The sequence below is a fragment of the Arhodomonas aquaeolei DSM 8974 genome, assembly GCF_000374645.1.
GTDB lineage: Bacteria > Pseudomonadota > Gammaproteobacteria > Nitrococcales > Nitrococcaceae > Arhodomonas > Arhodomonas aquaeolei.
This window is the reverse complement of sequence record NZ_KB894800.1, coordinates 362,949-387,395: the sequence shown is the minus strand read 5'-3', so window position 1 is coordinate 387,395 and position 24,447 is coordinate 362,949. Positions and strand designations below refer to the sequence as shown.

Genomic DNA, 24,447 nt, shown 5'->3' with positions numbered 1-24,447 from the left:
ACCGTGCGATCGGTCAATGCCAGCGAACTCGCCGACTGGCTCGCAGGGGAGGCGCCCCCGCAGCTCATCGATGTGCGCGAGCCCTGGGAGCACGGGACCGCGAGTCTTGCGCAAGCGAGCCTGGTGCCCCTGGCGTTGCTGCCACAGCGCCTTGATGAGCTGTCCCGGGAACGGCCCACGGTTGTGATGTGCCACCACGGCGTGCGCAGTGCGATGGCCGCCGGGCTGCTCGAGCGCGCCGGATTCACAGACGTCATCAATCTTGATGGCGGGATAGACGCGTGGTCGGTCGAGGTCGACCCTGCCGTGCCCCGCTACTGACGGAGACCTGCCCATGAAACGAATTCTACTGGCCGTCGCCCTCGGCAGCCTGAGCCTGCCGGCGCTGGCTGCCGAGGACCTGCTCGACGTCTACCGCAACGCCCTGGACAGCGACCCGGTCTTCCAGCAGGCGCAGGCGCAGCTGCGTACGGCGGAGGAGGCCCTGCCGCAGGCCCGGGCACTACGGCTGCCGGAGATCGGTGTCGATGCCGCGGCCAAGCGCAACTATCAGGACACCAATATCGTCAACGGTCCTGAAGCCGACGATAGCTACAACTCGCTGACCTACGGCGTTCAGCTCAGCCAGCCGCTGTTCCGCTACTCGGACTTCCAGCAGCTCGACGTGGCGAAGGCGAACGTCGCCCAGGCCAAGGCGCGCTTCGCCTCCGCCGAGCAGTCGCTGATGACCCGCGCCGCGGAGCGCTACTTCGGCGTGCTCGACGCCCAGGTGGCGCTCGCCGCCGCCCGTGCACAGCTCAAGGCCATCCAGCGCCAGCTCGAGCAGGCCCGGGAGCGCTTCGACGTCGGTCTGATCGCGCGTACCGACGTGGAGGAGGCCAAGGCCCGCTACGATACCGCCCGTGCCTCGGTCATCCAGGCGGAGGACGACCTGGAGAGCGCCCGTGCCCAGCTGCGTGAGGTGATCGGAAAGCCCCCGGGGGAGCTCGCCCGGGTGCGCAGCGGTGTCGATCTCTCGGCGCCGCAGCCCGCGGACGAGGATGCATGGCGCCAGCGTGCGGAGGAGCAGAACTGGGAGCTCACCGCGGCACGCCAGGCCTCGAAGGCCGCCATGGAGAACGTCGACGTGGCCCGCGGGGGGCACTATCCGCAGGTCGACGCGGTGGCGAGCTACGGCGGCAGCCACACCGATGGCGGGGTGACCAGCGGTGCCACCTACGACGGTTCGGATAATCAGGAGCTCGCCGCCGGTATCGAGGTCACCGTGCCGCTGTACACCGGCGGGGCCACCAGCTCGCGGGTGCGTGAGGCGCAGTCGCAGTACACGGAGGCACGTGCCAGCCTGGAGGAGGTCCGCCGCTCGGTGACCCGCAACGCCGCCGACGCTTACCGCGGTGTGCAGACGGCCCTCGAGCGGGTGCAGGCCCTCGCGCAGTCCCGCGTCTCCACCAAGACGGCCCTGGAGGCGACCCAGGCCGGCTTCGAGGTCGGTACGCGTACCATCGTGGACGTCCTCGACGCCCAGCAGAATGTCTTCGAGGCAGAGCGGAACTATCAGCAGGCGCGTCACGCCTACCTGCTCAACACCCTGCGCCTCCAGCAGGCCGCCGGCGTGCTCTCAGAGGACGACCTTGCCTCGATCAACCGCCTGCTCTCAGCGAACGCGGCGCCGTACGTGAGCGAGGACGCGATCACTCCCGGGGAGAACTCCGCGGAGTAAGCGCCTCGATCAGCGCCACGGTGCGGCCCAGGGCTCCGCGGTGGGCGGCGACCACGCCCTCCGCGGCCTGGCCCGCCCGGATCCGGGCCCCGGAGTCGGTGAGCCACTCGATCACCGCCGTGGCCAGCCCCTCCGCATCCGTGACCGTGCGCGCGCCGCCCGCCTCGGTCAGCAGCTCGAATATCCGCGCGAAGTTGTGCACGTGGGGCCCGGTGATCACCGGGTGCCCCAGGGCGGCGGGTTCCAGCGGATTGTGACCGCCCACCGCCACCAGGCTCCCGCCCATGAAGGCGATATCCCCCGCGGCGAGCAGCGTTGGCAGCTCGCCCATGGTGTCTCCCACCAGCACGTCCACATTCGCCGCGTCGGTGGTCCCCGGGGTGCTGCGCCGGGCGAACCGGAACCCCTCCGAGCGGGTCAGCGCGGCGACACCGTCGAATCGCTCCGGGTGTCGGGGAACCAGCACGAGCACCGCGCCAGGAACGGCCTCCAGCACGCGCCGGTGCGCCGCGAGCGCGGCGGATTCCTCGCCTTCGTGGGTGCTCGCGGCGATCCACACCGCACGCGCCGGGCCGAGCAACCCGCGCAGTGCCTCCCCCGCCTGTCGCTGGGTCTCGTCCACGGGCTGGTCGAACTTCAGGCTGCCGGTGACGTGGAGTCGCCCGGGGGAGGCCCCCAGCGCCCGGAACCGCTCGGCGTCCGCGTCGTGCTGCGCGGCGATCGCGGCCAGGCCGCGAACGGCCTCCGTGCCCAGCCGCCCGGTGCGGGCATAGCCGGCGGCGGAGCGCGCTGACAGCCGGGCGTTGGCGAGCACCAGCGGGATGCCGCGGGCGTCGGCCTCCGCGATGAGGTTGGGCCAGATCTCGGTTTCCATGAGCACACCCAGCGCCGGCCGTGTCCGTGCCAGGAAACGCCGTACCGCGCCGGGCGTGTCATAGGGGAGGTAGCAGTGGCGGACCCGGTCCCCGAAGAGGGCCCGCACCCGCTCCGAGCCCGTGGGCGTCGTGGAGGTGACCAGTACCGGCCGCTCCGGATGGGCCGCCATCAGCGCCTCGATCAGTCCGCGGGCGGCCACGGTCTCGCCGACGGAGACGGCGTGGACCCACACCGGCGCGCCGTCGATGGCCGGGCCGAAGCCGAAGCGTTCCCCCCAGCGCCGCCGGTAGGCGGGTGCGCGGCGGGAGCGCCACAACAGCCGGGAGAGGATCGCCGGGGTGGCGAGTCGCAGGGCGAGGGTATAAAGGGTACGCGGCATGGCGCACACTCTATCAATTCAGCGATCGGGGTGCGGTGGCATTCTACCGGCCCGGCGTGCGGGGGCTTGCGCCGAAGCGTTGCGGCCAGCCCGTGGCGATCACCGTTGCCCCGGCCGTGGAGGTCGGGGGGCGCGATGAGCGCCGCCGGACCGGCGAAGGCGGCGGCGTGCCGCGGTGCGCCCCGGGGATCGGCGTTCCATGCGGGCGTGCCGGTTCGCGGGGATACGCCGGATCAACGGGTCGTCGTGATTCGACGCTGCGATAGTCCGGTCAAGCACGCCGGGCGTCATCGGGCGCGTGCTGCCCGGGCCGGGGCACGTGCGGCCGCGGGAGGTGGTGATGCGAGCCGCGAGGTTAGTATACTCCGCGCTCCTGCCGATCGCTGTTGAATCGCCGATGGACCGCTCGCTGTTCGCGCCGCGCTACTGGTTGACCTGGCTGGGTATGGGGCTGCTGCGGCTGCTGGCGGCGCTGCCGTACCGGCTCGCCATGCGCGCGGGCGACGGGCTCGGCCTGCTCTCGTGGTACCTCGTGCCCTACCGTCGCCGCATCGTCGAGACCAACCTGCGGCTCTGCTTCCCGGATCTCACCGCCGCGCAGCGGCGCGATCTCGCCCGCCGGAACCTGTGCTATACAGGACGCGGACTGGTGGAGGTCGCGCTGGCGTGGTGGGGTGCGGAGTCGCGTATCGCCCGGCTCGGGACCGTGGAGGGGGCCGAACACGTGGCGCGCGCGCAGGCCGACGGCCACGGCGTGATCCTGGTGAGTGCGCACTTCACGCCGCTGGACATCTCGGGGCGAATCATGAGCCGGTGGTTCGGTTTTCAGGCGATCTACCGCGAGAACCGGAACGCGGTCATTGAGCACTTCATGCGCGAGAGCCGGCGGCGGCACTTCGAGCACGCCTTCGACCGCGGCGACATGCGTGCCATGGTACGGGCGCTGCGTGAGCGGCGGGTGGTCTGGTACCCCCCGGACCAGGACTACGGTCGCCGGCACGCCGTGTTCGCGCCGTTCTTCGGCGTGCCGGCGGCGACGATCACGATGACCTCCCGCCTCGCGCGGCTCTCCGGGGCGGTGGTGATCCCCTGCTACGGTGTGGCGCGCGAGGATGGCAGCGGCTACGTGGTCCGGCTCGGCCCCCCGCTGGAGGGGTTCCCGAGCGGTGACGACACCGCCGACGCCGAGCGGCTCAACGCCCGGCTGGAGGCGGAGATCCGGCAGCGCCCGGCGCAGTACTACTGGGTGCACCGGCGGTTCAAGACCCGGCCCGACGGCGGGCCGAATCCCTATCGGGGGCGGCGCAAACGGCGCAGGAAGGGCAAGTGATGCGGATACCCGATTTCGGCGACGTCACCCTGCTGGTGGCCGGGGACGTGATGCTGGACCGTTACTGGCACGGCGATACCGGCCGGATATCGCCGGAGGCCCCGGTGCCGGTGGTGCGCATCGGCGCCAGCGACGACCGCCCCGGCGGTGCCGCGAACGTGGCCCTCGGGCTCGCGGCGCTGGGTTGCCGGGCGCGGCTTGCCGCGCCGGTGGGCGAGGACGAGGCGGCCGGGGCCCTGGACGGCTGCCTCGCCGGCGCCGGCGTCGAGCGCCACTGGGTGCGGCGCCCCGGTGCGCGCACCACGACCAAGCTGCGCGTGATCAGCCAGCACCAGCAGATGATCCGGCTGGATTTCGAGGACGGCGCCGCCGCCTCGTCCCCGCTGGCCGCCGCCGAGATCGCCGGCGCGCTGGACGGGGTCCGGGCGGTGATCCTCTCCGACTACGCCAAGGGCGCGCTGCGCGACCCGCAGCCGCTGATCCGCGCCGCCCGCGCCGCCGGCTGTCCGGTGCTGGTCGACCCGAAACGCCCGGATCTCGAGGCCTACGCCGGGGCCACCGTGATCACCCCCAACCGCCCGGAGTTCGAGCGCATCGTCGGCCACTGCGGCGACGAGGCGACCCTGGTGGCGCGAGGCCGTGCCCTGCTGCGCGAGCTCGACATCGAGGCGCTGCTGCTCACCCGGGGGGAGGAGGGCATGACCCTGCTGCGCCGGGACGGTGAGCCGGTGCACATCCCTGCCCAGGCCCACGAGGTGTTCGACGTGACCGGCGCGGGGGACACGGTGATCGCCGTGCTCGCCGCCGCGGTGGCCGCCGGCGAGTCCCTGGCCCAGGCCGCGGCGCTGGCGAACCTGGCCGCCGGGGTGGTCGTGGGCAAGCTCGGCACCGCCACCGTCACGCCCGCGGAGCTGCATGCCGCGCTCCGCCACTGGGCGCCGGTGCGTACCGCCGAGGGCGTGCTCGACGAGCCGGGCCTGATCGCCGGCGTCCGCGAGGCACGGGTCCAGGGGCAGCGGCTGGTGATGACCAACGGCTGCTTCGACATCCTCCACCCCGGCCACGTCGCCTACCTGGAGGCCGCGGCGGCGCTGGGCGACCGGCTCATCGTCGCCGTCAACGACGACGACTCGGTCAGGCGTCTCAAGGGCGAGGGCCGCCCGGTCAATCCCCTGGGGCACCGTATGGCGGTGCTCGCCGGCCTGGCCGCGGTGGACTGGGTGGTACCCTTCGCCGAGGACACCCCGGCCCGGCTCATCGAGGCGGTCGCCCCGGACGTCCTGGTCAAGGGCGGGGACTACCGCGTCGAGGACATCGCCGGCCACGAGTCGGTGCTCGCCCGCGGCGGGGACGTCCGGATCCTGCCGCTGCTCGAGGGCTATTCCACCACCGATATCGTGACGCGGCTGGGGCGGTAGTGGGGGCGATTTGCTACACTGCGTTGCCGTGGTCGCTTCGCCGCTGACGAGTCATGAGCCGATCGATCCCCTCCGCCGCGCCGCCGGTCTCCGTGCTGATGTACCACCAGGTGGGGCCGTTCGCCCCGCCCGCGTCGCATCGTGCCGGCTACTGCCACGTACGACGCTTCGGTGCGCAGATGGCCTGGCTGCGGCGTTTCGGCTATCACGTCATCGGCCTGGACCGCCTGCTCGACGGCCTGTTCGGTGACACGCCGCTGCCGCCGCGCGCGGTGGTGCTGACCTTCGACGACGGCTACGAGAACTTCCGCGAGCACGCCTGGCCCATCCTGCGGCGCCACGGCTTCCCGGCGACGGTCTTCCTGGTGGCCGAGCGGGTCGGCGGACGCGCCGAGTGGCTGGGCGACGGCCAGACCCGGGCCGCACTGATGGGCGCCGACACGGTGCGCGCGCTCCACGCCGAGGGCGTGACCTTCGGCTCGCACACCCTCAGCCACCCGCGGCTCTCCCGGCTGGAGGAGGCCGACCAGCGCCGTGAGATCGTCGACAGCAAGGCACGCCTGGAGGACATCCTCGGGGCGGAGGTACGCCACTTCTGCTATCCCTACGGCGATTACGACGCCCGCAGCCGGGAGCTGGTGGCGGAGGCCGGCTATGCCAGCGGCCTGACCTGTATCCGCGGCGCGGCCAACACCGCCGACAACCCGCTGGAGATCCCGCGCAAGGCGATCTCCTACGGCGACAACCTGATCGGCTACCTCTGGAAGCTGCACGCCAAGCACGCGCGCAAGGACCGCGGGGGCGCGGCGCGCGCGGCATGAAGAGTCTCCATGTCCTCGGAAGCCGCCAGTTCGGAGGCGCGGACCGTTTCTACGTGCGCCTGATCCAGGCGCTCGCCGCCGCCGGCCACGAGACCGTGGCCGTCAACCGCCCCGGCAGCCCGGTGGCGGAGGCGCTCGCCGCCACGCCGGCGGAGCTCCCGGTGCGCCAGTATCACCTGCCGTTCGCCAACAAGTGGGACCTCGCCACCGTGCTGCGCCTGCGTGCGCTGGTGCGGCGCGAACGCCCCATGGCGGTGCAGAGCTACATGGGCCGGGCGACGCGGCTGACCCGTGTCCCCCGGCGCAGCGGTGCCGCGCACATCGCCCGCCTCGGCGGTTACTACAAGCTCGACGGCTACTACCGCCACTGCGACGCCTGGGTCGGGAACACCCGGGGCGTGTGCGACTACCTGGTCGGTGAGGGCCTGCCGCGGGAACGGGTCTTCCACATCGGCAACTTCGTGCCGCCGCCACGGACGGTCACCGACGCGGAGCTGGCCGCCCTGCGCGAGGAGGCCGGCCTGCCGCCCTCGGCCCGGGTGCTGTTCGCCCTGGGGCGGTTCATCGGCATCAAGGGCATGGACGATCTCCTGCGCGCCTTCGCGCGTATGCCCGGGGAGGACCGCGACGGCCGGCCGCTGCGACTGGTCATCGTCGGCGACGGTCCGCTGGCCGGCGAGCTGCACGCCCTGGCCGGCGAGCTGGGGGTCGCGGGGCGGGTGCACTGGCCGGGCTGGCTGGACGACCCGGAGCCCTGGTTCGGGCTGGCGGACGTGCTGGTCTGCCCGTCGCGCCACGAGACCCTCGGCAACGTCATCCTGGAGGGCTGGAACCACGGCCTGCCGGTGGTGAGCACGCGCACGCCGGGGGCCACCGAGATCGCCCGGGACGGCGACAACGCGCTGCTGGTCCCCCGTGAGGACCCGCCGGCGCTGGCGGAGGCCCTGGAGCGGGCGCTGGCACTGGACGCGGATGGGCGTGCGGCGATGGTGGCGGCGGGTCACGCCGAGCTGACCCGGGCCCATGGCGAGGCCGCGGTCGTCGAGGCCTACGTCCGCCTCTATGACACCCTGCACCGCGCCACCGGGGGGTGGGGCTGATGCGGCGCATACTCGTCATCCGGCTGTCCGCGCTGGGCGACATCGTCATGGCCTCCGGGCTCATCCCCGCGCTGCGCTCGCGCTGGCCGGATGCCCACATCGCCTGGCTCGCCGAGCCCGCCGGCGCGAGCCTGCTGCAGGCCAACCCCCGCCTCGACGAGGTGATCGTCTGGCCCCGCGGGGAGTGGCGGCGGCTGCGCGCCGAGCGCCGCTACCTGGCCCTGGCACGGTCCGTGCGGGCCTTCGCCGCGCGGCTGCGGGGCGAGGGCTTCGACCTGGTGCTCGACACCCAGGGGCTGCTGAAGAGCGGCGTCTGGGCCCGCTTCACCGGCGCCGGCGAGCGTATCGGCCTGGGCTCGCGGGAGGGCAGCGAGCGGCTGATGACCGAGGTGCTCGCGCCGCCGCGGGACGACCGCCGCATCGCCAGCGAGTACCGCGCCCTGGCCGCCCACCTCGGCGCGGACACCACCCGTTTCCCCATGGACCTGGCACTCGGCGACGACGACCACGCCGCCGCCCGCTCGGCCATCGCCGCGGCCGGGGTGAACGGGCGCTACGTCGCGTTCGCGCCGTTCACCACCCGTCCCCAGAAACACTGGTTCGACGAGCGCTGGCGGGACCTCGCGGGGCGTTTTGCGGCTGAGACCGGCGCGACTCCGGTGGTGCTCGGCGGCCCGGAGGACCGCGCGGTGGCGGAGGCGCTGGTCGCCGACAGCCCGGCGATCAGCGTCGCCGGCGGGCTGTCGCTGCGCGCCAGCGCCGCGGCCATCGCCGGTGCCGAGGCCCTGGTGGGCGTGGATACCGGCCTCACCCACATGGGCACCGCCCTGACCGTGCCCACCGTGGCGCTGTTCGGCTCCACCCGTCCCTACCTGGAGACCGAGAGCCCACGCACCCGCGTGCTCTACGAGCCGCTGTGGTGCTCGCCCTGCCGCCGGCGTCCGCTGTGCGGCGGCGAATTCAGCTGCATGCGCCTGCACCGCCCCGGCGACGTGTTCGACGTCGCCCGCGAGCTGATGGCCGCGGCATGACAGTGGTCCACGTCGAGACCGGCATGCACCTCTACGGGGGGGCGCTGCAGGTGCTGATGCTGCTGCGCGGGCTTGCGGCCTCGCCGGGCCGGCACGTGCTGGTCTGCCCCGCGGGCAGCGAGATCGCCGAGGCGGCGCAGGGCGTCGCCGACCGCGTGGTTGCGATGCCCGTGCGTGGCGACCTGGACGTCGCCTTCGGTGCCCGTCTCTACCGCGTGCTGCGCGAGGAGAACGCGGACCTCGTCCACCTCCACAGCCGCCGCGGCGCCGACGTCATCGGCGGCATCGCCGCCCGCCTCGCCGGCGTACCGGCGGTGCTCAGCCGCCGGGTGGACAACCCGGAACGGCGCTGGTGGGTGGCGCTGAAATACCGCCTCTACGCCCACGTGATCACCATCTCCGAGGGCATACGCGAGGTCCTGCTCGCCGAGGGGCTGGCCCCGGAGCGCGTCACCTGCGTGCCCAGCGCCGTGGACACACAGACGTATCGTCCCGGCGGCGACCGTGCGTGGTTCCGGCGGGAGTTCGGCCTGGCCGACGACGAGGCCGTCGTGGGCATGGCCGCGCAGTTCATCCCGCGCAAGGGGCACCGCGTGCTCGTGGCGGCGGCGCCGGCCGTGCTGGCGGCGCATCCGCGCACCCGCTTCCTGCTGTTCGGCCGTGGCCCGGGGGAGGCGGCGATCCGCTCGCTGGTCCACGGGCAGGGCCTGGCGGACCGGTTCGTGTTCGCCGGCTTCCGCACGGACATGGCGCACATCTTTCCCTGCCTCGATGTCCTCGCGCACCCGGCCTACATGGAGGGCCTCGGCGTGACCCTGCTCCAGGCGGCGGCCTGCGGCGTGCCGGTTGTGGCGTCTGCGGCGGGCGGGATCAAGGAGGCGGTGATGGACGGGGAAAGCGGTTGGCTGATATCGCCAGGGGAGCCGGGTATCCTGGCCGACCGCCTCAACGGCCTGCTTTCGAGTACGCGGGAACGGCAGGAGATGGGGGGACGGGCACGCGATTTTGTCGTCGACCGGTTCTCCGTGGAACGCATGGTGGCCGGAAACCGGTCGATTTACCAACGCATTGTCGAGGAGACGCGTCGTCCGTGACCGAGTCGCTACCGGGGAAAGCGAACGTTCGTTCTGACACGCATTACGTAATGACAGGCTGGGACAGGGTTGTATCCGTGGGCGCCATTCTCGCGCTGCTACTGCTTGGCAGTGGCGCGCTGATGGGGGTGGCGATGGGCAACGTCGCGCTGGTGTTGCTGCTGGTCGCCTTCGTCGTCGATGCGCCGCGGGCGCGGGTGGGGCTGACACGCTCGCCGTTCGTGTGGCTGACACTCGTGTATCTGGGGTTCCTCGTCCTGCAGCTCGCCCTGGGGCCGCTTCGCCCTGCGGTGCCGATGGCGGCCCAGTTCGAGGCATTCAAGAGTTATATCGCCGTCGGTTATCTGGCTGCCCTGGCGGCCGGCTACTGGCTGTACCGCAAGCCGGAGTGGCAGTTTACGGTCTTCATGCTGCTGCCGGCGGGGCTTCTGGTCCGGGTGGCCGAGAAATGGCAGCCCGGGGATTTTACCGGCGCCCTTTACGGGCACGGGCGATTCAGGTTCGGCGATTCGGCGGTGGATTTCGGATTCTGGTCCCTGGTTGTGGCGATTTTCGCGCTGACACTCATCCGCGGGGCGTGCCGCATGCGCTCGCCGCTGCGGCGTAACGCGGCACTGGCTTATCTGGTTTCCGTGTTCGTGCTCGCCCTTGTCAGTGTCGTGCTGGCCAAGACCCGCTCCGTGTGGCTGATCGTTCCCGTCGCGCTGCCGCTGGCGGCCGTTCTCGGTGTCGGCCCAAGGGTCCCCCGGCGCTACTGGTTGCGGGCCGCGGTGGCCGGCGGTCTGGTCCTGGTCGCACTCTGCCTGGCGATTGCCTGGGGGGCCGGTGACATCATCGCCGGCCGCTGGGAGAAAGGTCAGCACGCGCTTGACATGCTGGTGCAGGGGAACTGGGAGGCACTGGGCAATGGCTCTGTCGGCCTCCGCGCCAAGATGGCCTATGAGGGGCTTTCCATATGGTGGCAGCAGCCCGTTCTCGGACATGGATTCGCGAGCGCCCCTGAGCTGCTCGCGCATTCCCGGTTCGAGGCGGTCGCGACTCGAGGGTTTCGCCATTTCCATAACACCGCGATCACCATCATGGTCGAGCACGGCATCATCGGGCTGGGTCTTTTTCTCGCACTATTCGTTTTCTGCGTGGTTACCCTATTCAGGGCCCTGTGTGATGACGTCACCGGTGTCGCCGGAGGCGTATTCGTGAGTCTCGTCGCGATGACATGGCAGTCGATGGCCGATCACGTGATAGAGGGCTATCGTAATCCGTTCATGATTGCGCTGTTCTGCGGGGTCGCGGTTGCGCTCCATCTGTCCCGTCCGGGCAGGGGCGGCGATCAGTTATCGGCCGCCGGCAGGCAATAGAGTAGAACATTATGGAACTGATTAAACCCGTCGTCGTCGGTGACCATCTCCGCGAACTGGCAGGGCGCATGGGCGATAAGTCGGCGTTTTCCGCCATCGACGTGGGTTGCCGCGGCTCGGTCTGTCCCGATCTGACCGGGATTGGCGTCTGCGTCGATGTCATGGGTTTCGATGCGGATGCCCGGGCAACGGACTTCCCCCCGGGCGAGTCCCGGGGGTGGCGATCGCTGCGCGTGCGCTCCACCCCGCTCGGGCGCCGGGACGAGGCCGGTGTGCTGTACGTGACCCACGCCCCGGGATGCTCGTCGCTGCTGCCGGCGGACAGGCCACTGGCCGAGTCGTTCTCCCGGGGGCACCGCTACGAGACCGAGCGGACCGTGGACCTCGTGACGCAGGCCCTCGATGACGTCGTCCGCGACGAGGCGGTGGACCACCCCCGGTACATGAAGATCGATGTCCAGGGGTGGGAGCAGGCGGTCTTCGACGGCGCGTCCTCGCTGTTGGCCGAGGAGCTGGTGGCAGTACGCACCGAGGTGAGTTTCCGCCCCATATATCGTGGCCAGCCCCTGTTCTCCGGTATCGACGAGTCCCTGCAGTCACGGGGCCTGCGCCCCGTTGGTTTCCCCGAGCTGCACGCCTGGCGCCGCGACAGCGAGCGTCGTCCGGGCCAGCTCGCCGGCGGCGAGCGGCCGTTCTCCCGCGGGGAGCTCATTCACGGCGATGTCCTGTACCTGATGGATCCGGACGTGCTGCCCGGCAGGGCAGGGGACGTCGTCCACATGGGGGCGTCCGCGGGGGTGATCGCGCTGGCCTACGGCCTCGTGGACTACGCCGCGGCCGTATGGTCGATCCCGGCCGTCGCCGCCGGCCTTCGGGAACGGCTCGGCATCGACCCGGAAGCGGTCCTGTCACGGGTTTCCCGGGAACAGGCGGGCGCCTTTCGCCGGCGTGAGCTCAGCGCCGCATGGCGTGCGCTTCGGCTCGCCATACGTGGGCGCTGAGCGGGTTCAGGCGGGATCCCCCGGGGGGCCGAGGACCGTGTCGCGGTACTGCCGTGCGATTCGCCCGGTCTCGAAGCGTGCCGCCCCCGCATGCTGGTGTTCGGGGGTCGGCGGGTGCTCCAGGGTGGTGGCGATCGCCTCTGCCAGTGCCTCGCTATCCCCCACGGGTACCAGCGCGCCGTAGCGGCCGTCGGCGAGGATCTCGCGCGGCCCGAACGGGCAGTCGGTGGCGGCCACCGGCAGACCCAGTGCCAGGGCCTCGGCGAGGACGTTGCCGAATCCTTCGTATCGGGAGCTCAGCACGAAGGTGTCCGCCTGTCGCATGACCGGAAACGGGTTGGACAGATAGCCGGGCATGGCGACTCTGTCCCCCAGGCCGAGCTCCCGGCTCAGGGCCTCCAGGGCCGGCCGTTCCGGGCCCTCGCCGAGGATCAGCAGGGACAGGGGCGTACGGCGATTCGCCCTGGCCACGGCGCGTAGCAGCGTGGGGTAGTCCTTCTGCGGCGTCATCCGACCGCTCGCGACGAGAAGAGGGGTGTCTTCGGGCAGGTCGAACCGGCCCGGGGCGGGCTCCTTCGCCTTTTGTTCGAGCGCTCCGTCCACGATCGGATTATATATCGTGGTGATGGATGACGCCGGTATGCCGGTAAGCGCGCCCAGATCCGCGGCCATGCCTTGACTGATTGCGATGATGCCCCGTGCACGGGCATGGATGCGCCGGATGCCGGCCAGTACGCGACGGGCCGATCTGCCGCCTCCTGCGACCTGGGGGCCAATGGCGATTCGCGGCGACCAGAACAGCGGGCTGTGAATGCCGGGAAAGCGCCCGGCCGCGGCGGCGATCAGTCCCGCGCGCTGATCAAACGCGATCAATGCGCGCGGCCGATGGCGGCGCAGGATAGCGGTGAGTCGCAGGGTCAGCCGCCAGCGTGACAGGCGTTGGCAGGCGGCCAACTGGACCCCGGGGTTGAGTCCCGCACGCCACTCTGGGCGGCAGGAGGTCTCCGCGGTGACGACGAGGATCTCAAGGCCTTGTGCATCCAGGGCGTTGGCGAGGCGTTGAACGCTGACGGACACGCCCCCCTGGTTGCGTCCGGGGTGTCGGCTAATCATGCCGAATAGGGCGATGTCGATCGGCTGGTTCAAGACAGCGGGCGCCTCGGTGTTGTGTGCCTACTGGTGCGCGAGTCTATCAGCGTTCCTGCGCTATAGCTGTGGCGTACGTGATAGTATCCCATCGTTTCAGCCGTCTCTTGTGGAGCTTTTCGCACTTGATGCTCCTTACCGGCTCTGATCAATTACAGGTATCGCCCGCTTCCGATGGCAGTCACCCCCGCACAAGAGGTCCATGACAACCGTCTAGCGATCCTGATCACCGACCAGGGCGATGGCGGTGTCGAGCGCATGCTGGTGCATACTGCGAATGCGCTTGCGGCGCGGGGCGTTACGGTTCATCTGCTGGTGGCTGATCGTGACCACCCTTTCCTCGACCGCTGCGATGACGCTGTTGCGCTGAGCGAGCTGGAGACCGGCTCCCCGGTGGCGGCGGTGCGCCGTTTTCTGGAGCAAGAACGCCCGGCCGTGCTCATCAGCGCCAAGCTGCGTGACGACCGGCTCGCCGTTGACGCCCGGGACGCTGCGGGTGTCGACACCCGCGTCCTCTTCAGGGTTGGGAATCCCCTGGTTCACCGACTGCGGCAACGAACCAAGAATCCGATCAGGGTCTGGTACACCTGCATGCAGATGGCGCGGCTATATCGGCGTGCTGATGGTTTCATTGCGGTGTCATCGGGTATAGCCGATGACTTGGTGAGAGGGCTCGGTGTGCCACGTGAGAGGATCTGGACTCTACCCAATCCGACTGTTGTTGACTCGCTTTACGATGAGTCAAAGGAACCCGTTCCGCATCGATGGTTGCGTGATGATGCGGTTCCGGTTGTCCTCTCAATCGGTGGGCTGCGTCGGCAGAAAAACTTCGGTGTGTTGTTACGGGCATTTGCGGAAGTACGGGCGCGATGTCATGTCAGACTCATTATCCTTGGTGAGGGGCGCCAGAGGGAACGGTTATTGGCGCTTGCGAGACGTCTCGGCGTGGCTGGCGATGTGGATTTGCCCGGGTGGCAACCCAATCCCTATGCGTTCATGGCGCATGCGTCGGTGTTCGTCATGAGTTCGCGTTGGGAAGGGTCGCCCAATGCCTTGGTGGAAGCCGCCGCATTGGGGGTGCCGCTCGTTGCATCGGACTGTTTCAGCGGCCCGAGGGAAATACTCCAAGGCGGGCGTCTGGGACATTTGGTTCCCGTCAACGATGTCTCCGCCCTTGCTGCGGCCATCCATCAGGCGCTTGAGAGCCCGTTATCGCCGGAATGTACGCGTTTGGCGGCCGAGCCCTATAAGGCGGAATCAAGCGCCGGAGCTTACCTGAAGGCGCTCGGTCTGGAACCGGTAACCTCATGACCGTTGATATCTGCCTTTTCTTTGCAACATCCGGCCACAGCGGGGTTGACGTTGCGGTACGGCATCTCGTGCCGGAGTTAGTTCGGAGAGGCTATAGCGTCGCTCTTCTCAAGGTTCGTGAGCATGGACCCAGTCTCGACTTTTCCCATGAGCGGTTCATGGCCATCGATTTGGGGGCGAGACACGTGTACACAGCGCTGCCTGCATTGGTCAGGTGGCTCAGGGAGCTGCAGCCCAAGGTTATCCTCTCGGACAAGGACAGGGTGAATCGGACGGCCTTGCTTGCGCGAAAGTTATCTGGAGTAGCCTCGCGTCTTGTGTTGAGCTCCGGTACGACAATATCGATCGACCTGCGTCACCGCGGGCGATTCGAGTGTTGGTTGCAGCGGAACTCAATGGGGCGCTTATACCCATTGGCGGACAGCGTGATTGTCACCTCCCGCGGTGTCGCTGAGGACATGGCGGCTTACACGGGACTCGGGCGCGAGCGCATCACGGTAGTCCCCAGCCCGGTTGTGCCAGATTCCTTATTCGCGGCTCCCCAGCCTCGACCTGATCACCCATGGTTTGGCGCGCGGTGCAAGCCGGTGATTCTGGCTGTCGGCGAGCTCGGTAGGCGAAAGGGCTTCGATATGCTGCTTCAGGCGTTCGCGCTTCTGCGCGAGCGCGTCGACGCCCGGCTCGTAATACTTGGAGCAGGACGACAGCGGGAGGAGCTTGTGGCCATGGCTTCCCAGCTCGGAATCAGCGGACATGTGGATTTCGCGGGGTTCGTTTCCAATCCTTATGCCTTCATGGCCCATGCCGACGTTTTGGCCTTCACGTCCCGGTGGGAAGGGCTCGGGTTTGTGTTGATCGAGGCGATGTCGATGGGGACGCCGGTAGTGGCGACCGACTGCCCGAGCGGTCCGGCCGAGATCCTGGACGGCGGCAGATATGGTCCACTAGTGCCGGTCGACCATGCGGAGCAAATGGCCAAGGGACTGGCTGCGACACTCCGGAGCCCACCGGACAGTGACTCCCTCCGCACGGCGGTCCGCAGGTACTCCGTCAGTGCGGCTACGGATGCCTACCTGGACGTTTTCGGATTGCCGCGGTGGAAGAGCCACTAGCGAGAGGCGATCAATGTGCGGTATAGCCGGTGTCAGTCTCGACGCCCCGGTGCCGGAGGAGCGCATCACCGCCGCCGTGGCGAGGCTCGGCCACCGCGGCCCCGACGACCGCGGCGTCTGGCGCGAGGGCAACGTCGCGCTCGGGCACACGCGGCTGTCCATCATCGATCTCGCCGGCGGTCACCAGCCCCTGGTCACCGCCGACGGCGCTCTGGTGCTGATCGCCAACGGCGAGATCTACAACCACGTGGAGCTGCGCGCCGAGCTCGAGCGCGCCGGCTGCGCGTTCCGCACGCACTCGGACTGCGAGGTCCTGCTGCACGCCTACCGCGTCTACGGCGACGACTTCCTCGAGCACGTGAGCGGGATGTTCGCCTTCGCCCTCTACGACGTCCCCCGCCGGCGGCTGCTGCTCGCCCGGGACCACCTCGGGCAGAAGCCGCTGTTCGTCGCCGCCGGTGCCGACGGCGTGCGCTTCGCCTCCGAGATCAAGGCGTTGCTGCCGCTGCTGCCGGCACGCCCGTCGGTGCGCGCGGTGGGGCTCGCGCGCTATCTCCAGCACCAGTACGCCGCCGGGCGCGAGACCATCCTGGAGGGGGTCGAGCGGGTCCTGCCGGGGGAGGTGATGGAGGTGGTCGACGGCCGGGTCCGCGGCCGGCGCCGCTACTGGGACGCCAGCGCCGTGGAGCCGTGGGAGACGGACTTCGAGTCGGCCAGCACCGCCTTCGACGAGCTCTTCGACCGGGTGATGCGCCAGCACCAGCGCTCGGACGTGCCCTTCGGCCTGTTCCTCTCCGGCGGGGTGGATTCCGCCACCCTGCTCGGGGCGCTCTCGCGCCTGCGCGACGAGCCGCTGCACACCTATTCCGTCGGCTTCGAGGCCCCGGACATGGTCGACGAGCTGCCCCTGGCGGCGCAGGTGGCCCGGCGCAACGCGAGCCGGCATCACCCCTTCGCGCCGGACGGCGCCGCACTGCTGGCGCGCCTGCCGCGCACGATCTGGGCGGCGGATGAGCTGATGCGCGATTTCGCCAGCCTCCCGACCCTCTATCTCGCCGAGCAGGCGCAGCGCGACCTCAAGGTCGTGTTCTCCGGCGAGGGCGGCGACGAGGCCTTCGCCGGCTACGGGCGTTACCGGGTCAACCCGCTGGAGCGGCGGCTCAAGGCCGTGGCCGCGCCGGGCAGCGGCGGCTTCCGCACCGGCGGCCTGCTGCGCGGGCGCACGCGCCGGCGGCTGGCCGGCGACGCCCTCGCCGGGGCCATGCGCCACACCCGGGAGCCGTTCGTCGAGGCCTGGGCATCGACGCCGCGGGGCTGGTCGGATCTGCAGCGGATGCAGTACGTGGACCTCACCACCGCGCTGCCGGACAACCTCCTGGTCAAGGCGGACCGCATGCTCATGGCCAGCGGTGTCGAGGGCCGGCTGCCGTTCGTCGACCACCGCATCGTTGCCTTCGGGCTGTCGCTGCCCGACCGGCTCAAGGTCGCGGACGGCCAGGGCAAGCACTTTCTCAAGCGCTGGGCCGAGCGCCTGGTGCCGCGGGAGCTCCTGTATGCCCCCAAGCGCGGCTTCCACGTGCCCGTGCGCGGCTGGTTCGGTGACCACCTTGCCTGGCTGGAGCGCGTGCTGCCGGCCCATCCGGCGGTGCGCGAGTGGTTCCGCCCGGAGGGCGTGGCCTGGCTGCTGCGCCGGGATGCTGCCCGGGGCCGGCTCAGCGCGCCGGCCTTCGCCATCGTCCAGTTCGCGCTCTGGCACCGTATCGTGCTGGAGGGTGACGGCGCCGACCCGGGCAGCGACGCGGATCCCTTCCGGCTGCTGGAGGACCCGGCATGAGCGGCGCGCCGCGGATCGCCGTGTTCCTGGCCTTCTCCGGCAAGGGCGGGGTGGAGCGCATGGTCGTGCGCCTGCTCGCCGGGCTGGTGGACCGGGGCTACGCGGTGGACCTGGTGGCGGTGCGCGCCGACCGGCTGCCCGGTCCGCTGCCGGCGGGGGTGCGGCTGGTGGACACCGGCCACCGCCACAGCCAGATGGCGGTGCTGGCGCTCGCGCGCTACCTGCGCCGGGAGCGCCCGGTGGCGCTGCTCGCCGCCAAGGACCGCGCCATCCGCACCGCCATCGTCGCCCGTGCGCTGGCCCGGGTGCCGGTGCACCTCGCCGGGCGCCTCGGCACCAACCTCTCCGCCGCGCTTGCGGGACGGAGTCGGCTGGGACGGTGGCTGCGCTATGCGCCCATGCGGGTGCTCTACCATCGCGTGGACCGGGTGGTCGCGGTCTCCGAGGGCGTGGCCGAGGACACCCGGCGTATCGCCGGGCTCGCCGCCGGGCGCGTGTGCGTGGTACGCAACCCGGTGGTTTCACCGGATCTCGCCGAGCAGGCGCGCGCCGAGCCGGACCATCCGTGGCTGCGCGAGCCCGGCCCGCCGGTGATCCTCGGTGCCGGGCGGCTGACCCGGCAGAAGGACTTCCCCACGCTGCTGCGCGCGTTCGCGCGGCTGCGCGCCGGGCGCCCGGCGCGGCTGGTGATCCTCGGCGACGGCGGCCAGCGCGGGGCGCTGGAGGCGCAGGCGGCCGAGCTCGGCGTCGCCGACGATCTGGCCCTGCCGGGGCACGTGGCCAACCCCTACGCCTGGATGGCGCGGGCCTCGCTGTTCGTGCTGTCCTCGGCCTGGGAGGGCTCGCCCAACGTGCTCACCGAGGCGGTGGCGCTGGGCACGCCGGTGGTGGCCACGGACTGCCCCAGCGGACCCCGGGAGCTGCTCGCGGACGGGCGCTTCGGGCCGCTGGTGGCGGTGGGCGACGACATCGCCATGGCGGCGGCCATGGCGGCGGTCCTGGACGCCCCCCTGCCGCCGGAGACGCTCCGGGGCGCGGCGGCGGGGTATACACTGGAGGCCAGCGCGGCGGGCTACCTGCGGGCGCTGGGCCTGGACGAACGAGCCGGAACCCCCTGATGCTGATTTCCTACCGTCACCGATTCCTGTTCGTGCACATCGCCAAGACCGGCGGCACGAGCATCCGCACGGCCCTGCGTCCGTACCGCTGGGGCTGGCCGTACACGCCGGTGCTCGCTGCGGCGAGCCTGATCAGCCAGATGACCCGGCCGAAGCACGCGCTGGGCATCAAGTTCCCGCGCCATGCCAAGGCGATCGCCGCCTACGAGATGCTGCCCCGCGAGCTCTACGAGGGGCTGTTCAAGTTCGCCGTGGTGCGCAATCCCTGGGATCTGCAGGTGAGCTCGTTCCACCACCTCAGGCGCGAGCACCCGCAGCGCACCGCGCACCTGGATACCTTCGAGACGTTCATCCGTGCCAAGCTCGACCCGGAACGGGCCTACGATTACCTGCTGGACATCTCCCAGGAGCGCCAGTGGGAGTACGTGTGCGATTTCCACGGCCGGCAGATCGTGGATTTCGTCGCCCGCTACGAGCGTCTCTCCGAGGACTTCGCCCACGTGTGCGAGCGCATCGGCATCGAGGCGCCGGCGCTGCCGCACCGCCGCCGCGCGGGTGACCGCGGGACCTATCAGGATTACTACACGCCGGAGACCCGGGCGCTGGTGGCCCGGCACTACGCCGAGGACATCGAGCGCTTCGGCTACCGCTTCGGCGACGGGGACTGACCCGGCGCGTCCCGCCGGGTCAGCGCTCCACCAGCCAGCGGCCGCGGTCGGCGAAGCGCTTGTACGGGTTGCGCACGCCCTCGGGCTGGCGGGAGAAGCGGCGGTAGCTCCACAGGTACTGCTCCGGCTGCTCGCGGACCGCCGCCTCGATGGTGTGGTTGAGGGCGGTCGCGGCGGTGGCCGGGTCCGGGGCGGCCACCGCCGGGTCGGCACGGCGCCAGTGCACGCGGAAGCCCCGGCCGGCGGGCAGGCGCTCGGCCCAGCCGATCACCACCGGGGCGCCGCTGCGCTCGGCGATGCGGCCGAACAGGGTCATGGTCTTGGCCGGCTGGCCGAAGAAGGGCACGTGCACGCCCTCGCCGGGGGGCTGCTGGTCCGGCAGGATGCCGACGCTCTCGCCGTCGCGCAGCGCCCGCAGCAGGGCGCGCACGCCGCCGGCCCGGGCGGGGTGGAAGCGCGCACCGGTACGCGAGCGCGCCGCCACCAGCAGCGATTCCAGCCACGCCTGGCGTGGCGGGCGGTAGAGGGCGTGGAGCGGGGTGCGCTGCGCGACCCACGCCTGGAGTAGCTCCCAGGCACCGAGGTGGGGCGCGATGATGAGCACGCCGCGGCCCTCGGCCAGGGCCTCGGTGAATACCGCCTCGCCGTCCACCTCCCGGATCAGCGCCAGGGTCTCCGTCACCGGCCGGTGCCAGATCGCCCCCAGCTCGAGCAGGTTGCACGCCGAGGACTGCAGCGCGCGGCGGGCGAGCGTGCGCTTCGCCGCCGGGGACAGCGCGGGGAAGCACAGCTCCACGTTCACGCGCACGATGCGCCGGACGTCGTTGGGGAAGCCGTCCGCGAGCGTGCCCACGGCCCGGCCGGCGCCGTGGAGCAGGCGCAGGGGCAGCCGGGCGGTCAGCCGGAGCAGGCCGTCTACGAGGCGGGCGCGCAGCATGATGGAAGGGCGGGGGCGGTGACCGGCGGGTTCACTCCCGCCGGTGCTGCTCGAGGATGCGCGGGTCGTCCGGGTCGAAGTCCTTCACCACGTACTCGGCGCCGCAGTAGGGGCACTTGCCCTCGCCGGTCTTGTGCAGCGGGATGAAGACCCTGGGGTGGGAGTTCCACAGGTACATCCCGGGCATGGGGCAGGACACCGGCAGGTCGTCCACCGTCACCTCGTAGCGGTGCGCGGCGTTCGGCTGGATCAGGTCCTGGCGGTCGTGAGTCTGGGGATCAGGCACGTCGTATCCTCCCGAGCGATGTTCAGGCGACCGGGGTCAGCCATTCGGGGTGGGCGTCCCGGCGGCCCTCCACCTGGTCGAAGAAGCGTTTCTGCAGGTCCGCGGTCACCGGCCCGCGGCGGCCCTCGCCGAGCATCCGGCCGTCGAGCTCGCGGATGGGGGTGACCTCGGCGGCGGTCCCGGTGAAGAACGCCTCGTCGCAGACGTAGACCTCGTCGCGGGTGATCCGCCGCTCGCGTACCTCGTAGCCCGCCTCGTCGGCGAGCTGCATGACCGCGTCGCGGGTGACGCCGGCGAGCGCGGAGGTGAGCTCCGGGGTGTGGATCACCCCGTCGCGCACCATGAAGAAGTTCTCCCCGGAGCCCTCGGCGACGAAGCCGTCCACGTCGAGCAGCAGCGCCTCGTCGTAGCCGGCGGCCACCGCCTCCTGCAGCGCCATCATCGAGTTGATGTAGTTGCCGTTCGCCTTGGCGCGGCACATGGCCACGTTGACGTGGTGGCGCGAGAACGACGAGGTCTTGATGCGGATGCCGCGCTCGATGGCCTCGGCGCCGAGATAGGCGCCCCAGTGCCAGGCGGCGACCATCACGTGCGTGGACAGCCCGTCGGCGCGCAGGCCCATGCCCTCGGAGCCCAGGAACGCCATCGGCCGGAGGTAGGCGCTCTCCAGGCCGTTCTCGCGCACCGTCTCGATGCAGGCCCGGTTGATGGTGTCCGCGTCGAAGGGCATCGGCAGGCCGAGGATCTTGGCGGAGTCCATGAAACGCCGGGTGTGCTCGAACAGCCGGAAGATCGCCGGGCCGTGGACCGTGTTGTAGGCGCGGACACCCTCGAAGACGCCGAAGCCGTAGTGGAGCGTGTGGGTGAGGACGTGGACCCTGGCGTCGCGCCAGGGCACGAACTCGCCGTCGATCCAGATCACGCCGTCCCGGTCCGCCATGCTCATGCGCGGCACTCCTTACACGCTCTATGTGGTCTCGCCCGGTTCCGGGGTATGCGCCGCGCCCATGATCCGCGACCACAGCGCCGTGACCGCCTCGCGCTGCGCCCGGAAGCGCTCGGCGGGAACCCGTGCGGGCAGCTCCTGTAGCGTCAGCCGATGGATCTCCGCGCGGAATACCCGGTAGGCCTCGGCGAGGGTCTCCGCGTCGTCCTCGCCGACGAGACCGTCGTCGCGGGAGAGCTCGCCGAGCAGGCGGATATTGTCCGTGAATCGCAGCAGGCCGGGGTTGTCATGGGCTCCGGCAAGGACCCCATATTGGACCATAAATTCGATATCCGCGATACCGCCCCGGTCGTTCTTGAGGTCGAAGGTCTCCTCGTCGCCGGAGGCCTTGGCACGGCGCATGCGCTCGCGCATGGCGGCGACCTCCCCGCGCAGCGCCCCGGGGTCGCGGGGGCGGCAGAGGATCTCGCGGCGCAGCGCCTCGATGCGCTTGCCGAGGTCAGTGTCTCCGGCGACCACCCGGGCGCGCACCAGGGCCTGGTGCTCCCAGGTCCAGGCGTTGTCGCGCTGGTAGGTGGCGAAGGCGTCGAGGCTGGTGGCGAGCAGCCCCGACTTGCCACTGGGGCGCAGCCGCGTGTCCACCTCGTAGAGGATGCCGCCGGGGGTGGTGGTGGCCAGGATGTGAATGATGCGCTGGGCGAGGCGGGCGAAGAATACCGCGTTCTCCACGCTCTTCTCGCCGTCGGTGTGCAGCGCCTCGCCGCGGGCGTCGTTGACGAACACCAGGTCCAGGTCCGAGCCGTAGCCGAGCTCGATGCCGCCGAGCTTGCCGTAGGCGAGCACCGCGAAGCCCTGGCGCACGTGCTCGCCGTCCACCAAGCCGGTGGGCTCACCGAAACGGCGGCTGACGTGGTACCAGGCGACGCGCAGGACCTCCTCGACCACCACCTCGGCGATGTCGGTGAGGTAGTCGCTGACCACCATGATCGGGATCGCCTCGGCGAGGTCCGCGGCGGCCACGCGCAGGACGTTGGCCTGGCGGAAGTGGCGCAGCTCCTCCATCTGGCGCTCGAGGTCGTCGTCGTCGACCCGGGCCATGCGTGCGGCGAGCTCCCCGGCCAGGGCCTCGCGGCGCAGCGGCGTGTACAGCGTGCGCGGGTCGAGGAGCTCGTCGAGGAGCACCGGGTGGCGTGCGAGCAGCCGCGCGATCCAGGGGCTGGCGCTGCATAGCTGCACGAGCTGGGACAGCGCCATCGGGTTCTCGCTGAGCAGCGCCAGGTAGACGGTGCGCCGGGCCACCGTCTCCAGCAGCGAGAGCACCCGCTCCAGGGTGGCGTCCGGGCCGGGCTGGCCGGAGACGGCCTGCAGCAGCATGGGCATGAGCCGGTCGAGCCGGCCCCGGCCGCGGGCCGAGAGCGAGCGTGCGGTGTGGCCCTCGCGCAGGGCGGCGATGCGCTCGCGGCCGCGCGAGGGGTGGGCGAAGCCGGCGTCGTGGAGGAACTCGTCGGTCTCGTCGTCGTCGAGGGTGGCGTTCCAGACGTCGCCGAAGTCGGTGGCCCCGGCATCGGCCTCGCCGGCCTCCTGGGGGGCGACGAAGACCTGGTCGAAGTGGGCCTGCACCCGGGCGCGCCAGCCCTCCAGCGCGGCGGTGAAGGTGTCGTAATCCGGGTAGCCCATGGCGAGGGCGAGCCGGGCGCCGTCCAGGGGATCGTCCGGAAGCTGGTGGGTCTGGCTGTCGTACATCGCCTGCAGCCGGTTCTCGCTGCGGCGCAGGAAGGCATAGCCCTCGGCGAGCTCGTCGCGGGTGTGCGCGGGGATCTGGTCGTGCTCGGCGAGTCGCGAGAGCATCTCCAGCAGCGAGCGCCCCTGCAGGGCCGGCTCCTGGCCGCCGCGGATGAGCTGGAAGGCCTGGACGATGAACTCGATCTCGCGGATGCCGCCGCGGCCGAGCTTGATGTTGTCCGCCATGCCCCGGCGCCGGACCTCGCGGTCGACCAGGGCCTTCATCTCGCGCAGGTTCTCGAAGGCGCCGTAGTCGAGGTAGCGGCGATAGACGAACGGCCTCAGGGCCGCGAGCAGGGTCGCCCCGCGCTCGTAGTCACCGCCGACGATCCGCGCCTTGATCATGGCGTAGCGTTCCCACTCCCGGCCCTGGTTCTGGTAGTAGAGCTCGAGGGCGTTGAAGCTGCTTGCCAGCGGGCCGGAGCTGCCGAAGGGGCGCAGGCGCATGTCCACCCGGAAGGCCTGGCCGTCCGGTGTCTGCCGGTCCAGCGCGGCGATCAGCTCCTGGCCGAGGCGGTTGAAGAACTCCTCGTTCGCCCGCGGGCGCCGGCCGTCGGTCTCGCCCGCTTCGGGGAAGGCGAAGATCAGGTCGATATCCGAGGAGAAGTTGAGCTCGCCGCCGCCGAGCTTGCCCATGCCGATCACGCTCATCCGCAGGGCCTCGCCGTCGGCGTTGCGCGGCACGCCCCAGAGCGCGCAGCGACGCTCGTAGAGGTGGGCGAGGGTACGGTCGATGCAGGCCTCGGCGAGGCCGGAGAGCTCGCCGAGGGTCTCCTCCAGGGGTGCGATGCCGGCGAGGTCCCGCCAGGCGATACGCGCCATCTCCACGTCGCGGAAGCGGCGCAGGGCGCGCTGCAGTGCCTCGGTGCCGTCGGCATCCGCGATGGCGTGGTCCAGGCGTTCGCGGTAGGCGTCCAGGGTGCGCGCCTCGGTGAGCGGGGCCGGGTCGGTCAGCGTGGTGAGCGCCTCCGGGCGCTGCAGACAGACCCGGGCCACGAACGGGCTGGTCGCCCAGACCCGGGGCAGGGTGGCCCGGACCCGGGCGTCGTCCGGCGCGCCGCGTTCGGCGAGCAGGGTTTCCAGCTGCTCCGCGACCCCGTCCCGGAGGGTGTCGGGCAGGGCATCGAGGGCGTCGCGCAGGGGCTTGGGGGCGTTGTCCATGCTCATGGGCGGAGCCTA

Annotated in this window: 21 protein-coding genes; 15 read left to right on the top strand and 6 right to left on the bottom strand. The window is 70.9% G+C overall.

Annotation, left to right across the window (positions count from 1 at the left end):
- The first annotated feature begins 3 nt into the window (after nt 1-3).
- Nucleotides 4-321 carry a rhodanese-like domain-containing protein gene (locus C516_RS0101650; RefSeq protein WP_018716614.1) on the top strand — a complete coding sequence of 106 codons (318 nt, stop codon included), beginning with the start codon at nt 4-6 and terminating at the stop codon, nt 319-321.
- A gap of 13 nt (nt 322-334) precedes the next feature.
- Nucleotides 335-1,720, top strand: coding sequence for a TolC family outer membrane protein (locus tag C516_RS0101645; protein ID WP_018716613.1), 1,386 nt, complete (start codon nt 335-337; stop codon nt 1,718-1,720).
- Here the strand turns inward: C516_RS0101645 and waaA are convergent.
- Entirely contained in the window at nt 1,692-2,975 is a 1,284-nt protein-coding gene (gene waaA / locus C516_RS0101640; RefSeq protein WP_018716612.1) for a lipid IV(A) 3-deoxy-D-manno-octulosonic acid transferase, read from the bottom strand. The two genes, C516_RS0101645 and waaA, sit on opposite strands and share 29 nt — an antisense overlap.
- Before the next feature lie 340 nt (nt 2,976-3,315).
- On the opposite strand from waaA, the gene lpxL reads away from it, so the two are divergent.
- From lpxL to C516_RS0101600, 8 genes are read left to right on the top strand one after another with little or no spacing between them, the layout of a single operon-like run.
- A complete protein-coding gene (gene lpxL, locus C516_RS0101635; RefSeq protein WP_245558721.1) occupies nt 3,316-4,305 on the top strand; it encodes an LpxL/LpxP family Kdo(2)-lipid IV(A) lauroyl/palmitoleoyl acyltransferase in 990 nt (329 codons plus the stop codon).
- Entirely contained in the window at nt 4,305-5,723 is a 1,419-nt protein-coding gene (gene hldE / locus C516_RS0101630) for a bifunctional D-glycero-beta-D-manno-heptose-7-phosphate kinase/D-glycero-beta-D-manno-heptose 1-phosphate adenylyltransferase HldE (protein ID WP_018716610.1), read from the top strand. The genes lpxL and hldE overlap by 1 nt, the downstream gene beginning before the upstream one ends.
- A gap of 53 nt (nt 5,724-5,776) precedes the next feature.
- Nucleotides 5,777-6,544, top strand: coding sequence for a polysaccharide deacetylase family protein (locus C516_RS0101625; RefSeq protein WP_018716609.1), 768 nt, complete (start codon nt 5,777-5,779; stop codon nt 6,542-6,544).
- The gene (locus C516_RS0101620) at nt 6,541-7,644 is read left to right on the top strand and encodes a glycosyltransferase (protein ID WP_018716608.1); all 1,104 of its coding nucleotides are present in this window, start codon (nt 6,541-6,543) and stop codon (nt 7,642-7,644) included. Before C516_RS0101625 ends, C516_RS0101620 begins: the two co-directional genes overlap by 4 nt.
- The gene (locus tag C516_RS0101615) at nt 7,644-8,675 is read left to right on the top strand and encodes a glycosyltransferase family 9 protein (protein WP_018716607.1); all 1,032 of its coding nucleotides are present in this window, start codon (nt 7,644-7,646) and stop codon (nt 8,673-8,675) included. The genes C516_RS0101620 and C516_RS0101615 overlap by 1 nt, the downstream gene beginning before the upstream one ends.
- Nucleotides 8,672-9,769: a glycosyltransferase gene (locus tag C516_RS0101610; protein WP_018716606.1), complete on the top strand. Its 1,098-nt coding sequence runs from the start codon at nt 8,672-8,674 to the stop codon at nt 9,767-9,769. Before C516_RS0101615 ends, C516_RS0101610 begins: the two co-directional genes overlap by 4 nt.
- Nucleotides 9,766-11,127: an O-antigen ligase family protein gene (locus tag C516_RS0101605; RefSeq protein ID WP_156831089.1), complete on the top strand. Its 1,362-nt coding sequence runs from the start codon at nt 9,766-9,768 to the stop codon at nt 11,125-11,127. Before C516_RS0101610 ends, C516_RS0101605 begins: the two co-directional genes overlap by 4 nt.
- Before the next feature lie 11 nt (nt 11,128-11,138).
- Nucleotides 11,139-12,128, top strand: a complete 990-nt coding sequence (locus tag C516_RS0101600) for an FkbM family methyltransferase (protein ID WP_018716604.1) — start codon at nt 11,139-11,141, stop codon at nt 12,126-12,128.
- 6 nt (nt 12,129-12,134) lie between these two features.
- Here C516_RS0101600 and C516_RS18195 read toward each other — a convergent pair whose 3' ends face one another.
- On the bottom strand, nt 12,135-13,274 hold the full coding sequence (locus C516_RS18195) for a glycosyltransferase (protein WP_018716603.1): 1,140 nt from the start codon (nt 13,272-13,274) through the stop codon (nt 12,135-12,137).
- Between the two features lie 174 nt (nt 13,275-13,448).
- Between C516_RS18195 and C516_RS20730 the strand changes: the two genes are divergently transcribed.
- From C516_RS20730 to C516_RS0101570, 5 genes are read left to right on the top strand one after another with little or no spacing between them, the layout of a single operon-like run.
- Entirely contained in the window at nt 13,449-14,585 is a 1,137-nt protein-coding gene (locus C516_RS20730) for a glycosyltransferase (RefSeq protein ID WP_084594026.1), read from the top strand.
- Nucleotides 14,582-15,697, top strand: a complete 1,116-nt coding sequence (locus tag C516_RS21655; protein ID WP_040409084.1) for a glycosyltransferase — start codon at nt 14,582-14,584, stop codon at nt 15,695-15,697. Before C516_RS20730 ends, C516_RS21655 begins: the two co-directional genes overlap by 4 nt.
- A gap of 13 nt (nt 15,698-15,710) precedes the next feature.
- Nucleotides 15,711-17,531, top strand: a complete 1,821-nt coding sequence (gene asnB, locus C516_RS0101580) for an asparagine synthase (glutamine-hydrolyzing) (protein WP_018716600.1) — start codon at nt 15,711-15,713, stop codon at nt 17,529-17,531.
- Nucleotides 17,528-18,649 carry a glycosyltransferase gene (locus C516_RS0101575; RefSeq protein ID WP_018716599.1) on the top strand — a complete coding sequence of 374 codons (1,122 nt, stop codon included), beginning with the start codon at nt 17,528-17,530 and terminating at the stop codon, nt 18,647-18,649. The genes asnB and C516_RS0101575 overlap by 4 nt, the downstream gene beginning before the upstream one ends.
- A complete protein-coding gene (locus C516_RS0101570; RefSeq protein WP_018716598.1) occupies nt 18,649-19,317 on the top strand; it encodes a sulfotransferase family 2 domain-containing protein in 669 nt (222 codons plus the stop codon). Before C516_RS0101575 ends, C516_RS0101570 begins: the two co-directional genes overlap by 1 nt.
- Nucleotides 19,318-19,336: 19 nt before the next feature.
- Here the strand turns inward: C516_RS0101570 and C516_RS0101565 are convergent, their stop codons facing one another.
- From C516_RS0101565 to glnE, 4 genes are read right to left on the bottom strand one after another with little or no spacing between them, the layout of a single operon-like run.
- The gene (locus tag C516_RS0101565; protein ID WP_018716597.1) at nt 19,337-20,254 is read right to left on the bottom strand and encodes a lysophospholipid acyltransferase family protein; all 918 of its coding nucleotides are present in this window, start codon (nt 20,252-20,254) and stop codon (nt 19,337-19,339) included.
- A 31-nt stretch (nt 20,255-20,285) separates the two neighbouring features.
- Nucleotides 20,286-20,540: a zinc-finger domain-containing protein gene (locus C516_RS0101560; protein WP_018716596.1), complete on the bottom strand. Its 255-nt coding sequence runs from the start codon at nt 20,538-20,540 to the stop codon at nt 20,286-20,288.
- Between the two features lie 22 nt (nt 20,541-20,562).
- Entirely contained in the window at nt 20,563-21,486 is a 924-nt protein-coding gene (locus C516_RS0101555; protein ID WP_018716595.1) for a branched-chain amino acid transaminase, read from the bottom strand.
- A 21-nt stretch (nt 21,487-21,507) separates the two neighbouring features.
- Complete coding sequence (glnE, locus tag C516_RS0101550) at nt 21,508-24,435, bottom strand: bifunctional [glutamate--ammonia ligase]-adenylyl-L-tyrosine phosphorylase/[glutamate--ammonia-ligase] adenylyltransferase (RefSeq protein WP_018716594.1); 2,928 nt, start codon at nt 24,433-24,435, stop codon at nt 21,508-21,510.
- Nucleotides 24,436-24,447 lie beyond the last annotated feature (12 nt).

Coding starts and splice junctions, on each gene's coding strand:
- C516_RS0101620 (WP_018716608.1), top strand. CDS start 6,541: ATGAAGAGTCTCCATGTCCTCGGAAGCCGCCAGTTCGGAGGCGCGGAC.
- C516_RS0101610 (WP_018716606.1), top strand. CDS start 8,672: ATGACAGTGGTCCACGTCGAGACCGGCATGCACCTCTACGGGGGGGCG.
- C516_RS21655 (WP_040409084.1), top strand. CDS start 14,582: ATGACCGTTGATATCTGCCTTTTCTTTGCAACATCCGGCCACAGCGGG.
- glnE (WP_018716594.1), bottom strand. CDS start 24,435: ATGAGCATGGACAACGCCCCCAAGCCCCTGCGCGACGCCCTCGATGCC.
- C516_RS0101565 (WP_018716597.1), bottom strand. CDS start 20,254: ATGCTGCGCGCCCGCCTCGTAGACGGCCTGCTCCGGCTGACCGCCCGG.
- C516_RS0101570 (WP_018716598.1), top strand. CDS start 18,649: ATGCTGATTTCCTACCGTCACCGATTCCTGTTCGTGCACATCGCCAAG.
- hldE (WP_018716610.1), top strand. CDS start 4,305: ATGCGGATACCCGATTTCGGCGACGTCACCCTGCTGGTGGCCGGGGAC.
- C516_RS0101555 (WP_018716595.1), bottom strand. CDS start 21,486: ATGAGCATGGCGGACCGGGACGGCGTGATCTGGATCGACGGCGAGTTC.
- asnB (WP_018716600.1), top strand. CDS start 15,711: ATGTGCGGTATAGCCGGTGTCAGTCTCGACGCCCCGGTGCCGGAGGAG.
- waaA (WP_018716612.1), bottom strand. CDS start 2,975: ATGCCGCGTACCCTTTATACCCTCGCCCTGCGACTCGCCACCCCGGCG.
- lpxL (WP_245558721.1), top strand. CDS start 3,316: ATGCGAGCCGCGAGGTTAGTATACTCCGCGCTCCTGCCGATCGCTGTT.
- C516_RS0101645 (WP_018716613.1), top strand. CDS start 335: ATGAAACGAATTCTACTGGCCGTCGCCCTCGGCAGCCTGAGCCTGCCG.
- C516_RS0101575 (WP_018716599.1), top strand. CDS start 17,528: ATGAGCGGCGCGCCGCGGATCGCCGTGTTCCTGGCCTTCTCCGGCAAG.
- C516_RS20730 (WP_084594026.1), top strand. CDS start 13,449: ATGGCAGTCACCCCCGCACAAGAGGTCCATGACAACCGTCTAGCGATC.
- C516_RS0101600 (WP_018716604.1), top strand. CDS start 11,139: ATGGAACTGATTAAACCCGTCGTCGTCGGTGACCATCTCCGCGAACTG.
- C516_RS0101625 (WP_018716609.1), top strand. CDS start 5,777: ATGAGCCGATCGATCCCCTCCGCCGCGCCGCCGGTCTCCGTGCTGATG.
- C516_RS0101615 (WP_018716607.1), top strand. CDS start 7,644: ATGCGGCGCATACTCGTCATCCGGCTGTCCGCGCTGGGCGACATCGTC.